At 63.7% G+C, this 12,597-nt stretch carries 13 protein-coding genes; 6 read left to right on the plus strand and 7 right to left on the minus strand.

Features of this window, described 5'->3' with window-relative positions:
- The 3 genes from F3J17_RS23295 to F3J17_RS23305 all read left to right on the plus strand — a co-directional run.
- The coding region (locus F3J17_RS23295; RefSeq protein WP_167064365.1) for a DUF3138 family protein at nucleotides 1-785 on the plus strand (785 nt) is incomplete at its 5' end.
- Between the two features lie 88 nt (nucleotides 786-873).
- Entirely contained in the window at nucleotides 874-2,166 is a 1,293-nt protein-coding gene (locus tag F3J17_RS23300) for an FAD-binding oxidoreductase (RefSeq protein ID WP_167064367.1), read from the plus strand.
- A gap of 27 nt (nucleotides 2,167-2,193) precedes the next feature.
- On the plus strand, nucleotides 2,194-3,498 hold the full coding sequence (locus tag F3J17_RS23305) for an FAD-dependent oxidoreductase (RefSeq protein WP_167064370.1): 1,305 nt from the start codon (nucleotides 2,194-2,196) through the stop codon (nucleotides 3,496-3,498).
- Here the strand turns inward: F3J17_RS23305 and F3J17_RS23310 are convergent.
- Both F3J17_RS23310 and F3J17_RS23315 read right to left on the minus strand, forming a co-directional pair.
- Nucleotides 3,495-4,187: a GNAT family N-acetyltransferase gene (locus F3J17_RS23310; RefSeq protein WP_167064373.1), complete on the minus strand. Its 693-nt coding sequence runs from the start codon at nucleotides 4,185-4,187 to the stop codon at nucleotides 3,495-3,497. The genes F3J17_RS23305 and F3J17_RS23310 overlap by 4 nt on opposite strands.
- Before the next feature lie 116 nt (nucleotides 4,188-4,303).
- The gene (locus F3J17_RS23315; RefSeq protein ID WP_167064376.1) at nucleotides 4,304-5,824 is read right to left on the minus strand and encodes a PLP-dependent aminotransferase family protein; all 1,521 of its coding nucleotides are present in this window, start codon (nucleotides 5,822-5,824) and stop codon (nucleotides 4,304-4,306) included.
- 105 nt (nucleotides 5,825-5,929) lie between these two features.
- Here F3J17_RS23315 and F3J17_RS23320 point away from each other — a divergent pair, with 105 nt between their 5' ends.
- Nucleotides 5,930-6,391 carry a GNAT family N-acetyltransferase gene (locus tag F3J17_RS23320; RefSeq protein WP_167064378.1) on the plus strand — a complete coding sequence of 154 codons (462 nt, stop codon included), beginning with the start codon at nucleotides 5,930-5,932 and terminating at the stop codon, nucleotides 6,389-6,391.
- A gap of 13 nt (nucleotides 6,392-6,404) precedes the next feature.
- Here F3J17_RS23320 and F3J17_RS23325 read toward each other — a convergent pair whose 3' ends face one another.
- From F3J17_RS23325 to F3J17_RS23335, 3 genes are all read right to left on the minus strand, one after another.
- Nucleotides 6,405-6,986, minus strand: coding sequence for a DUF3501 family protein (locus F3J17_RS23325; RefSeq protein WP_167064380.1), 582 nt, complete (start codon nucleotides 6,984-6,986; stop codon nucleotides 6,405-6,407).
- 53 nt (nucleotides 6,987-7,039) lie between these two features.
- Nucleotides 7,040-8,389 carry a heterodisulfide reductase-related iron-sulfur binding cluster gene (locus F3J17_RS23330; protein ID WP_167064382.1) on the minus strand — a complete coding sequence of 450 codons (1,350 nt, stop codon included), beginning with the start codon at nucleotides 8,387-8,389 and terminating at the stop codon, nucleotides 7,040-7,042.
- A 152-nt stretch (nucleotides 8,390-8,541) separates the two neighbouring features.
- Nucleotides 8,542-8,964 (minus strand): rubrerythrin family protein, encoded by a 423-nt coding sequence (locus F3J17_RS23335; RefSeq protein ID WP_167064385.1) that lies wholly within the window; start codon nucleotides 8,962-8,964, stop codon nucleotides 8,542-8,544.
- A 339-nt stretch (nucleotides 8,965-9,303) separates the two neighbouring features.
- Between F3J17_RS23335 and F3J17_RS23340 the strand changes: the two genes are divergently transcribed.
- Both F3J17_RS23340 and F3J17_RS23345 read left to right on the plus strand, forming a co-directional pair.
- Nucleotides 9,304-9,663, plus strand: a complete 360-nt coding sequence (locus tag F3J17_RS23340) for a DUF3564 domain-containing protein (protein WP_167064388.1) — start codon at nucleotides 9,304-9,306, stop codon at nucleotides 9,661-9,663.
- Between the two features lie 280 nt (nucleotides 9,664-9,943).
- Entirely contained in the window at nucleotides 9,944-10,720 is a 777-nt protein-coding gene (locus tag F3J17_RS23345; RefSeq protein ID WP_167064391.1) for a DNA/RNA non-specific endonuclease, read from the plus strand.
- A gap of 68 nt (nucleotides 10,721-10,788) precedes the next feature.
- On the opposite strand, the gene F3J17_RS23350 is transcribed toward F3J17_RS23345, so the two are convergent.
- Nucleotides 10,789-11,373 (minus strand): YSC84-related protein, encoded by a 585-nt coding sequence (locus F3J17_RS23350; RefSeq protein ID WP_167064394.1) that lies wholly within the window; start codon nucleotides 11,371-11,373, stop codon nucleotides 10,789-10,791.
- 34 nt (nucleotides 11,374-11,407) lie between these two features.
- Nucleotides 11,408-12,301 (minus strand): peptidoglycan DD-metalloendopeptidase family protein, encoded by an 894-nt coding sequence (locus tag F3J17_RS23355; protein WP_167064397.1) that lies wholly within the window; start codon nucleotides 12,299-12,301, stop codon nucleotides 11,408-11,410.
- Nucleotides 12,302-12,597: the final 296 nt, after the last annotated feature.

Raw genomic sequence — 12,597 nt, forward strand, 5'->3', positions numbered from 1 at the left:
GCAGCCAGTGGGCCTTCAAGTTCATGCTGGGTAACGAGCAGTACCGCACCTACGGCTCGGTCACGCAGACGGGCACGAACGCGCTGGGCGATCCGATCACCACCAGCAACAAGATCCCGACCTTCACCGCCCGCGCGGATTACACGTGGTCGAGCGCGCTGGATATCGGCGGATCGTTCAATATCGGCCGCCAGACGCTGTCGAGCGCGATCGATTCCACCACGGGCCAGGCGGTCTACGGCGCAGGCGGTCAGGCGACCAGCTCGGGCGGCTACTTCTTCTTTGGCGAAGTGGACGCGAGCTACACGGCAGCGGATACCCAGTACAACGCCGAAGTCGATTACGGCCAGCAGCAGCGCGCCGCGTACAACGGCGGCAACGCGCAGTGGTACGGCTTCTCGCTGCTCGCGCACCACAAGTTCAACGCGCCGGTGGTGGGCCGCATGGGCGTGACCGCCCGTTATGACGTGCTCGCCGACAGCAAGAACGGCGGCGGCGGTGGCGGCGTGGCACTCAACGGCAACGGCATGGACCCGTACAACGGTTTTGGTATTGGTGCGGACTGCCTGGCGAATTCGGAAGCCAATGGCGGACTGGGCTTCCAGTGCAAGGGCGCAGTGCGTCAGGACGTAGCGCTGGACCTGCTGTTCTACCCGACTCAGCAGATCACGGTGAAGGTGGAATATCGCCACGACTGGGCGTCACAGAAGGTGTTCCTGCGTAACGACGGCTCGTACAGCAAGAGCAATGACTTGCTGGGCGCGCAGTTCATCTACTCGTTCTAAGGAGTGCGTCTTCGGGTGGCGCGCCTGCGGATTGCTCCGCGCCGCCGCCCGCTTTTTTCGTACGCGCTTTAACCCGTACGTCTCTTCTATGCTCAAATTCGCCAATCAGTCTCACGTGCCGTCGTGGTATGCAGCCACCGCCAACGACGCCACGCGCCATCCCGTGTTGCAAGGCACGATCGACGCCGATGTCTGCGTGATCGGCGCTGGTCTCACGGGCGTTTCGACGGCCCTCAATCTCGCGGAACGCGGCTATCGCGTCGCGCTGCTCGAAGCGTCGAAAGTCGGATGGGCCGCAAGCGGACGCAACGGCGGACAACTGATCGGCGGCTTCGCATGCGGCATCGACACGTTCGGGCAGTTCATGAACGAAGGCGAAGTCAAGCAGATCTGGGCGATGGGGCTCGAAACGCTGGACATCGTCAAGTCGCGCGTGGCGAAGCATCAGATCGACTGCGCCCTGACCGAAGGCTATTTCACCGCTGCAAACAAGGCGCGCGACGTCGACGACCTCAAGCAATGGCGCGACGAAGCCGCTCAACGCTTTGGCTACGACCGCTTCCGCTACGTGGATGGCGACGGCGTGCGCCAGTACGTCCAGTCGGAACGCTATCCTGGCGGCCTGTACGATCCCGATAGCGGTCATCTGCATCCGCTCAACTACACGCTCGGGCTTGCGCGCGCGGCGCGCGAAGCGGGGGTGCAGATTTTCGAAGACAGCGCCGTCACGAACCTGCGCGACGAACAGGGTGGACACACCGTCGAAACCGCGCAAGGCAAGGTGCGTGCGAAATTCGTTGTGCTCGCATGCAATACGCACCTGGGCACGCTCGCGCCAGACCTCGCGCGCAAGATCATGCCGGTAGGCACCTACGTGATCGCCACGGAGCCGCTGGGCAAAGAGCGTATGGCCGCCCTCATGCCCGCACAGGCGGCTGTCTGCGATAGCCGCTTCGTGCTCGACTACTTCCGCCCGGCGCCGGATACGCGCCTGCTCTGGGGCGGCAAGGTCAGTTATTCGACCTTCGAGCCGCGCAATCTGGGCGAGGCCATGCGCAGCGATATGCTCAAGACCTTTCCGCAACTCGCCGATGTCAAGGTTGACTATGCGTGGGGCGGCTTCGTCGATATCACGATGAATCGCGCGCCGCATTTTGGCCGCCTTTCGCCCACGGTATATTTCGCACAGGGCTTTTCGGGCCACGGCGTGAACACCACGGGACTCGCGGGCACGCTGATCGCCGAAGCCATCCACGGCCAGGCCGCGCGCTTCGACCTGTTCGGCAAGATCCGCCACCGCGACTTTCCTGGCGGCGCAGCACTACGCACCCCTGCCCTCGTGCTCGCGATGGCATGGTATCGAATGAAGGACCTGCTTTGATGCAACGCTTTTGATGGAACACCACCGATGAAACTGGACCTCGACGCCCAGGCGGACGTGCTCGCCCGCCACTCGTATTACGAAGCCACCGCCACGCGCCCCGCCGACGACGACCCGGTACTCGAAGGCGCCGTCGAAGCGGATGTCTGCGTGATCGGCGCGGGCTTCGCGGGGCTGTCGGTGGCGCTCGAATGCCGCGCGCGCGGGCTGTCGGTCGTGGTGCTCGACGCGCATCGGCCTGGCTGGGGCGCGTCGGGGCGCAATGGCGGGCAAACGCTCGTCGGATTCGCGAAGGATGAAGTACTGGAGAAGCAACTCGGCGCGCAAGGGATTCGTGCGGCGTGGGCGCTTTCGATCGAAGGCGTGGCGCTGGTGAAAGAGCGTATCGCGCGCTACGGCATCGACTGCGATTTCACGTCGGGCTATATGACCGTGGCGACCAGGCCCAAGCGCGTGCCCGATCTGCGCGCGTGGATGGATGCGGCGCAGAAGCGTTGGGGCTACGACAAGCTCGAATGGCAGGACACCGATGCGACGCGCGCGCGCGTGAATTCGCAGGCCTATCTGGCGGGCGTCTACGATCCCGTTTCCGGCCATCTGCATCCGCTCAAGTATTGCCTGGGGCTTGCGGCTGCCGCGCGCAAGGAAGGCGCGCAACTGTTCGCGCACTCGCGTGCTGTCGATGTGGTGCGCGGCGCGAAACCGGTGGTGAAGACCGCACGCGGCGAGGTGCGTTGCCGCTTCGTGGTGTCGTGCTGCAATGCTGCGCCTGGTGGCGTGCTGCCGGCCTCCATCGAAGCGCGCATTGCGCCGATCGCCTCATACATCATCGCCACCGAACCGCTGGGCCGTGAACGCGCCAACGCGCTGATTCCCAGCCGCGCGGCGATTTGCGACAACAACTTCTTTCTCGACTATTTCCGGCTATCGGCGGACGATCGCCTGCTGTTCGGCGGCCGCGCCGACTCGACAGGCGCCGCACCCGCCCAGCTTGCCGAAGCGATGAAGACGCGCATGACCGGCGTGTTTCCGCAACTCGAAGGCGTGCAGGCGGAATATGCGTGGGGCGGCTTTGTCGACGTCACGCGCAATCGCGCGCCGGATTTTGGCGCGGTAGACCCGAACTATTTTTATGTGCAGGGGTTTTCCGGGCACGGCGTTGCGCTCACGGGCATCGCCGGGCGCGTGGTGGCGCAGGCCATCGCGGGCGAGCGCGCTTCCTACGATCTGTTTTCGCAGGTGCGTCATGCGCGCTTCCCAGGCGGCCCGGCGTGGCGCAGGCCCGCGCTGGAAATCGGCATGATGTATCACCGCGTGCTGGAGATGTTCTAAAGCGCGGGTGTGACGCGATAGAGCGAAAATATCTTGCGCGCCTTGAATCCAAGGCGCTCGTAAAGCGCTATCGCCGACGTATTGTCGTCGCGCACATGCAGAAATGGGGTGTCGCCACGCGCCTGGATCTCGCCGCGAAGGATGTTCATCAGGCGCGCGGCAATGCCCCGGCCGCGATAGCGGTCATCAACGCACACGGCGCTGATTTCCACATACCCATTCAGTCTCATCCGCTCGCCAGCCATCGCAATGAGCGCGCCGCCATCCCGAATGCCGATATAGTTTCCCGTTTCAATCGTACGGATTCCGAATGGTCCGGGTTGGGTGCGGGTTGCGAGCTCTAGCATATCGCTGGCGTCGGCTGCGCTCAGGCGGGTTACTTCGGCATCGTCGACGGGTTTCATGGGCTTTTCGTCGATCATCTGCAAGACGGCAAACAGGCGCTCGGCCTTTAAACCTTCGACTGCGGGAAGTTCCGACGCCGATTGCAATACGGCCGATGCGTCCTTGCCGATCAACGCCCCCAGCGCCTGAAAAGCTTCTCGCGTCGGCGTTTGAACAGCCGAGAAGGGCGCGACCGCCGGGTCGTAACGCCGCGCCGCGCCCGTTCCCAAGGCGAGATTCGCCTGCTTCGTGGTCAAGGCAAACCACGAGGGATTGTCGAGCAGGCTTTCATCGTGATTGTTCATCGCGTCTCTCGTACATGCGGGTTAGGTGTGTACAGATTCTAGGCGCTGCCCCGGCTCGCGCCATAGAGGCGGAAATGACAGCTTTGAGGTCGTTTGCGACAGACAACCAGTTCACCTCACTGCAAGCGGGATGTTGCGCCTTTAGCCTCCATCAGCATCCCTCTCACCACGCTCCCCAGCGCTTCCATCATCGTATCCGACGCCTCGGGCGTCGCTTCCGCATATCCCAGCAAGAAGCCGTTATAGGGTGCGCGACCCGCTGGCGCGCCATCAGCCAGGCAATACGCACTCAATGGCGAGAGCGCGAGTCCATACGCACGCGCCGCCTCGCTCACCGCGACATCGTCGAGCGGCGCATCCAGCCGCACGCTCAGGTGCATACCGCCCGCATCCGCCGACACCGTCATCAGCCCCACAAGATGCTTTTCGATCGCCGCGACGAGGCCATCGCGACGCGCCAGATACAGCTTGCGCATGCGCCGCAGATGCCGCGCATAGCGTCCGCTTTCGATAAAGTCCGCCAACGCCAGTTGCTCGGCCACACGCCCTTGTCGCTGGAGCGTGCGATGTGCCGTCTCCATCTGCGCCACCACCTGGCGCGGCACGATCATGAAGCCGATACGCAGCGCCGGAAACAAGGTCTTGCTGAAGGTGCCGAGGTAAATCACTGGCGTGTCATCGGCGAGTCCCTGGATCGATGGCAGCGGCGGCCCATCGTGACGCAACTCGCTGTCGTAGTCGTCCTCGATAATCCACGCGCCGCACGCGCGCGCATGCTCGATCAACGCAAGCCGCCGCTCAAGACTCAGCACGCAACCGAGCGGATATTGATGCGAGGGCGTGAGATACACCAGACGCGGCGGCCTGACACGCCAGTCTTCCTCGCGCGCGGCCATGCCCGCCGCATCCACGGGTATCGGCACGAGTGAAAGTCCCGCCGCAAGCATCGCCACGCGTGCGCCCAGGTAGCCCGGATTCTCGATCCACACGCGCTCGCCTTCGTCGGCGAAAAAACGCGCACAGATATCGAGGCTCGTTTGCGTGCCGTCGGTGATGAATACTTGATCGGGCTGGCAGCGCACGCCGCGCGAAACGCGCACATATTGCGCGATGGCCTGCCGCAAGGCGGGCTGGCCCACACTGTCGCCGTAGCCGAGTTCGCTCGCGTCCACCTCGCGCATCGCCCGTTCGAGCGCAGTGCGCCACTGCACGAGCGGAAAGGCGTCGAGCGCGGGCACGCCGGGCCGAAAGGCGATGGCGTCGCTGCTGGGCGCACGGCGCGGCGGCAACTGACGCACACGGCGCGAGAGCATGCGCGGCGCGGTCTCGCCCGGCTCGATTTCCACCGAGGGTTGCGCGGCCGTGGCTTTCACGTCGTTGACGACCGAGCCATGGCGCGTGGCCGTCACAAAGCCTTCGTCGATCAGCCGCTCGTACGCATAGAGCACCGAATTGCGCGCAATATTGAGCTCCTCAGCCAGCGTTCGACTGGATGCGAGACGCGTACCGCGACCAATATCGCCGTCGAGAATCGCGCGGCGCAGGCTCTCGTAGAGCAGATCCTGCTGCGTCAGGCGGCGCGATGCGTTCGCACGCGCCTTGCGCTCGTAAGCCGACATCATCAGCGCGTAGTCCAATCTCGTGGCTCCATGTTTTGTCGCTGGGGTGGGACTAACAATGGTGCCACAAAACGCTTACGCTGGCGTCTGTTATCGATTGAAGACAAGACAAGGAGAACGACGATGAGCCAGACGATCCAGGTGCGCGCAGTCACGCCGGCCGACTATGACGCGTGGCGTCCGCTCTGGGACGGCTACAACCGTTTCTATGGCCGCTTCGATACGACTGCGCTGCCCGAATCGATCACCGCAACCACGTGGACGCGTTTCTTCGACGGCTACGAACCCATGCATGCCCTCATCGCGCTGCATGGCGAACGCGTGGTGGGTCTGGTGCATTTCATCTATCACCGCAATACCACGCTCGACGGCCCGATCTGCTATCTGCAGGATCTGTTCACCGTCGAAGATCTGCGCGGCAAGGGCGTGGGGCGCGCGCTGATCGAAGCGGTTTATGCGCACGCACAGGCCTCCAATTCGAAGCGCGTCTACTGGCACACCCACGAGACGAATCACACGGCAATGCGCCTCTATGACGATGTCGCCGTCAAGCCCGGCTTCGTTATGTATCGCAAGGACGTTTAACGCGGGCAAGCCGCTACGCGAAGTCGTCGAGTAGCGATGTCCGCACCTCGCCTTCGATGATCTGCGCGGGCAGGCGATAGTGTGGATGATCGCAACCCATCGACAGCGCCGCGCCCGCGCGTAGCTTGTCGATCATCGCCGGCGTGAATTCGAAGCGCACGAAATGCACCGCCGAGGTCTTTTCGTCGTTGTCGCGGTCAAGGTCTTCGTCGGCGATGGCGTGGATGGGCGGCTCGCCCTCCACCTGCATGAACACGCGATCCTCGATACCAATCAATCGCGCGAGCGCCGCCTGGCGCTCGATGGCGTTCTCGTACTCGATCTGCAGGGTCGCCTTCAGGTTGCGGCCGTCCGGCACGAGCGGCAGATAAGCATCGAGTTCGCTTTGTATGCCCTCCTCGTCGAAAATCTTCTCGATGTGCAGCATCTCCTGGATCTGATAGCGGATCGTCGCTTCGTCCTCGAAGAGAAACGTCAGGTGGTTGCCCAGCGCCACGGCGCGGCGCTTCTTGTGTTCGATAATCTTGCCGCGCATCGCGGTGCGTTGCTTCGAATAGGCTTCCAGCGAGAGCAGCGAATCTCTTGCGATCGTCATCGGTTTATCCTTTTGCGTGGTTGGCTCACGCCGCTAAATCATCGTAGTCCGTATTAAATTCCGTAGGCGCGGCGCAACAAGGTAAGCGGGTGCGCAAGCGGCGGCCCGCCATCGGCGGCGCCAAGCTTGTTCTCCTCGATGCCTTGCGCGATATGGTGCCCCGCAAGCTGGCAATCGGACGAAATGAAATCGGGCCCGCCCTGCGCCATCTGCTTGAATACCGGCGTGCCAATCTTCATCGACATCGCATGAAACTCCTTCTTCACGCCGAAGGTGCCCGCATGGCCCGAGCAACGCTCGACCACAGTGACTTTCGTTTCGGGCACGAGCGACAGCAGGTCCGACGTCTTGCGCCCGATGTTCTGCACGCGTGCGTGACAGGGCACGTGATACGAGACGTTGCCCAGCGGCGTGCTGAAATCGGTCTTGAGCAGGCCGTCGCGATTGCGCGCCACGAAGTATTCGAACGGATCCCAGAACGCTTCGCTTACGGCGCGCGTGTCGGCGTCGTCGGGGAACATCAGCGGTAGTTCGTGCTTGTACATCAGCACGCAACTCGGCACAGCGCCCAGCAGCGCGTAGCCTTCACGCGCGTACTGCGCGAGCACGGGCATATTCGCGGCCTGCTTCTTCGCTACGCCTTCGAGGTTGCCCTGTTCGAGCAACGGCATGCCACAGCACGCCTCGCTTTTGACCAGCACGTAGGGAATCGCGTTGTGATCGAGCAGCGCCAGCAGATCGTGGCCGATGCCGGGTTCGTTGAAGTTCACATAGCAGGTGGCGTAGATGGCGACCTTGCCAGGCGTGCGCTCGCCGTCGCGCACTTCGCTCGACGCGGCCTTGCGCGCCGCACTGCGAAACTTGCGTGTGGCAAACGAAGGCAGCCACGCCTGCCGATCCACACCTAGCGCATCTTCCATAAGACCGCGCATCGCTTTCGTGCCATTCACCGCGTTGATGGTTTGCGTGACGACCGGAATGCCCGCGAGATGACCCAGCGCATCGGTATTCGACAACACGCGGTCGCGCAGTTCGACTTCACCGTTGCGATAGTGAATCGCCTTCGCGCGCAGCATCAGATGCGGAAAATCGACATTCCACGGATGCGGCGGCACATACGGGCATTTCGTCATATAGCAGAGGTCGCAGAGATAACACTGATCGACCACTTTTCCATAGGATGCCTTATCGACATCGTGCGCCTCGCCGGTGTCGGTTTCGTCGACGAGATCGAATAGCGCCGGAAACGCGCCGCACAGCGAGACGCAACGCCGGCAGCCCGCGCAGATATCGAACACGCGCGCCAGCTCATCGTCCAGCTTTGCCTGGTCGTAGAACGCCTCGGACTGCCAGTCCAGCGGATGCCGCGTGGGCGCTTCGAGACTGCCTTCCTTGTGGGGCATGACGTCTCCTTTTTCTAATTGATTTTTTGCGCGGTGCGCGCAGGCACGCGTGCGCCGACCGCGCACGCCGCCTGAGCGTTGTGTGCGTCAGTCGCTGCGTGCCGCGCCGTGCACGAGCCTGAAGGCTCAAACGAGGCCTGAAACCCGCGCGCCTATTCGACCAGCGCTTCCAGCGCTTTCGAATAACGGTTCGCGTGACTGCGCTCGGCCTTGGCTAGCGTTTCGAACCAGTTGGCGATCTCGTCGAAACCTTCGTCGCGCGCCGCCTTGGCCATGCCGGGATACATGTCGGTGTATTCGTGCGTCTCACCGGCGATGGCGGCTTCCAGATTGAGACGGGAGGTGCCGAAGGGCAGGCCCGTGGCGGGGTCGCCAACGGTTTCCAGATATTCGAGGTGACCGTGCGCGTGGCCGGTTTCGCCTTCCGCCGTCGAGCGGAATAGCGCGGCGACATCGTTCTGGCCTTCGACGTCGGCCTTGGCTGCGAAGTAGAGATAACGGCGGTTTGCCTGCGACTCGCCTGCGAAGGCGTCCTTGAGATTTTGCTCGGTCTTCGAGCCTTTGAGCTGTGTCATCTGTGCCTCCATCCATCCTGTTTTGTGGGGACGCGGCGCTACGCATCTTCGTGCGGTGCAGCAAGACATCATGCGGACTACGCCGCTCTATCAATCTAGGAAATGCGGTTTGCGTTCCCAATTGCGAATTTCAATCCCGCCGATAGTGCGCGGACAAATCGCGGCCAGGCCTTGCGCGACGGCGTGTCACAGACGGTGTGTCGGTTCTATGGTCTAACCTGAAGTCGTAGGCGTCCCAATATGTGAAAAACCGACTTGCACATGGATGCATACGTTCTAGACTGAGAGTTCGTCCAGCCTGGTCGCGCGACCGCCCCTCGCGCCATTTTCGGAGTTCACATGCGACTGACGATTTTGATCAACGGTCCCGATCCGACCGTGAATCATGACTATGCAGTGCTCTGGCTTGATACCGACCAGCAACGCTGGTCGCGTGAGTCACACGCCGGCATCGATCTCCCCGAATGGGGCGAGATGCACGATAACGGCGGCGTCACGGCGCTTTGCGCGCCACTCGCCGATCAACCGCTTTGCACGCTGCGCGGCCTGCACGTCAACCGCCGCCAGGAAATCAGTTCCGCCCACGGCGACGCCACGTGGTCATGCGAAGTCTCGCACACGCCGATGGAAGGCCAGTGGCGCCTGCAGGCAGTCGATCGGCAGGCCGTCCACGCAGAAAACGCATTGTTCGCAGGTTGACTTTGGTTGACCGCAGCGCGCTGTTCTGGCGCGCAGCACCTGGCCGTTCCCTCTCGATGTTTCCGCTCACTGCGCCGCCTCGCGCGGCGCAGTGACGTTCGCTGTGCATCGTTGTCGCGATGCGCACGCCGACGCTCGCCCTGACGCCAGATCGCGCATGACGTGATGTGGCCGCGCGCGTGCCTGCCCGCTATACTTTCAGGCCCTTTACGAACGCGGCGTCGTGCATCGAGCAGATCGAGCGCAGCGCCCGCGCACCTCTCGCATTTCCGATTCGCCAATGAAGAAGCTGTTTGCCTGTCTCGCCATGGCCTTCGCAGGTCATGCGTTCGCCGCACCCGCCTGTTCCGCATTCGTCCCCGACGGCCAGTTCCCCGCCATCACCAACGCGCGCATGGCGCCGAAAACGCGCATGCTCTGCTACTCGGATTTCGTCGTGCTGCACTCGGGCATCACGCACGGTCCGCTCTGGTCGGCGGAACATCTCACGCGCGATCACCTCGAAGCCGCGAAGGACATGACGCGCACCAATCGCTTCTTCGAAGACGACCGTCTACCCGCAGGCGAAGGCGCGACGCTCGCCGACTACAAGCGCAGCGGTTTCGATCGCGGTCACATGAGCCCGGCGGGCAATCGCTGGAATCCGCAGGCAATGGCCGAGTCGTTTTCGCTGGCCAATATCGTTCCCCAGAATCGCGAGAACAACCAGCGTCTGTGGGCGCACATCGAAACGGCCGTGCGCAAGCTCGCCGATAAATACGGCGACGCCTACGTCGTGACCGGCCCGCTCTTCACGGGCGCACAGTTGCAGACCATCGGCGCGACGCGCGTGCTCGTGCCCACGCAGATTTTCAAGGTCGTGTACGTGCCGTCGCAGCAGCTCGCGTTCGCCATCGTCGCGGACAACACCACCGTCGACCGCTACGACATTCGTCCGGTCGCCGAATTGAGCTCGCAGGCTGGCATCGCGTTTCCGGGCATTCCGGCGCAAGTCGCCGCGAAGACCAACGTGGCGTTCAACGGCCACGCGTTTGCCGTGCGCAAATGGGGCTGGTAAGCGCGGCGCAATAAAAAGGGCGCGGCGTCCGAACGGTGCGCCGCGCCTTTCGTTGATGTGCGACGGGATCAGAGGTCGAGTCGCGAAACCTTCGAGCCTTCCAGCGAGACGCCCGCCATCAGCCCGGCGTTGGTCAGCACGATGGCTTCGATGGGATTGACGGCCGTCGTCGTGTCGATCGTGCCGTTCGCGCCCATTTTCACGAGTGCGACGGTGCCGTCGGCACCCGCTGCCCAGCCGCTGCTGCGCCGGAAGCGCTCATACGAGCCTTGCGTCATGAAGGCGTAGAAAACTGCGCGCGACTGTGCGCCCACCTGGAATCCCAGCGAACCGGCGGTGGTGCTGAAATAGCCCACCGAACGGCCGCCCGCGCGCAACGCGCCCTTGCCATACTGGCCGCCAATCCCAAAGCCCGCGCCGATGACCTCGGGGAACACCAGCACGGCGCGCGCCTTCAAAAGCAGTTCGCGCGAGCCCTTCACCGTGCCATAGAGACGCGAGAGCGCGCCATCGACGCTGGCATCGATCTCGCGGCGCGCGTGCAGATTGTCCTCGGACGATCTGGCGGTCGCCGGCGTCATGGTGCAGGCGACGAGGCCCGCGAACGTGGCGGCGCCAGCAGCGCCGGTAGCGAGAAATTGTCTTCGATTCATCTTTTCCATTTTTGTTTGCACTCCAGAACGACAACTACGATTGCGGGCGCGGCAACCAATCCTGCGGATCGACAGGCTTGCCGTTTTCGCGGACTTCGAAGAGGAGCATGCCGACGCCGGCTGAATCCGCGCCGCTGGTGGCAATCGTCTGGCCGGGCTTTACCGCGTCGCCTTGCTTGACGAGCAGGCGGCCGTTGCGCCCGTAGGCGGTCAGCAGATGCGTGTCGTGCTTGACGATGATGAGCTTGCCGTAGCCCTGAATGCCGCTGCCCGCGTACACCACGCGTCCGGCTGCGGCGGCTTTGACTGGCTGTCCGGGCGCGCCCGCGATGACGATGCCGCGCGACTTGCCGGGCGCGAAGCGGGTGACGACGCTGCCGTTCATCGGCCAGGCGAGCCGGGCGGCGGCCGCGCGTGGCTTTGCGGCGGGCGCCTTGGCGGCAGGCGGCCGGGCGGCGGGTTCCGAAGCCGCCGACGCAACAGCGGCAGCTGACGCTGCCGGCACAACTGGCACAACTGGCACAGCGGCAACAGGCACCGAAGCCGTCGCTGCCTTCGCGGGCGGCTTGACGCGCAGCATCTGCCCCACCTTCACTTGCCCCGATGCGGGCAGCTTGTTCCATGCGGCGATATCGGCGGCACGCTGGCCGTGCGCGGCCGCGATGCGATAGAGCGTGTCGCCCGCCTTCACGCGATACAGATCGCTGGCCGCACCCGCCGCGGGCACTTCGGCCACGACCCTGGAGGCAGGCGCGACAACGGGCATGGCAGAAGGCGCGGCGGATGCGCTCGCACCGGAGGATGCCGCCTCAGCGTCGCTCGCCGCTGCGTCCGCGCCGCCCTCGTCGCCGGGACGGCCGAGCGTATGCCACGGCGTAAAAGTACAGGCCGCCAGCAGCGTCACGCCCGCGGCCAGCACCGCCGTCATGGCGAGCCATCCCGCTCGCGCAGGCGCACGAAAACGCGCAAATCGCGCAAAACGCGAGATCCCATGCGAAAGGCGCATATTCAAACCAGCCACGACATTTGTGCAGCCGCGCCGGCGATAGCGGCAGCCTTGTCTAGAATTCCCATGACGCACTCCTCGTTCAAACTCAGGTGCGTCATCATCATCGGTTTGCCGCGAAGTGCAGCGGATTCGCGATTCGGTCTTGATCTGCGTCAGCGTTGACGCCACGCGGCCTCGAAGGCATGGCCGTGGGGCCACGTTCGTTTCACATTCGC

It is taken from the genome of Burkholderia sp. Ax-1719 (genome assembly GCF_011753055.1).
Lineage (GTDB): Bacteria > Pseudomonadota > Gammaproteobacteria > Burkholderiales > Burkholderiaceae > Paraburkholderia.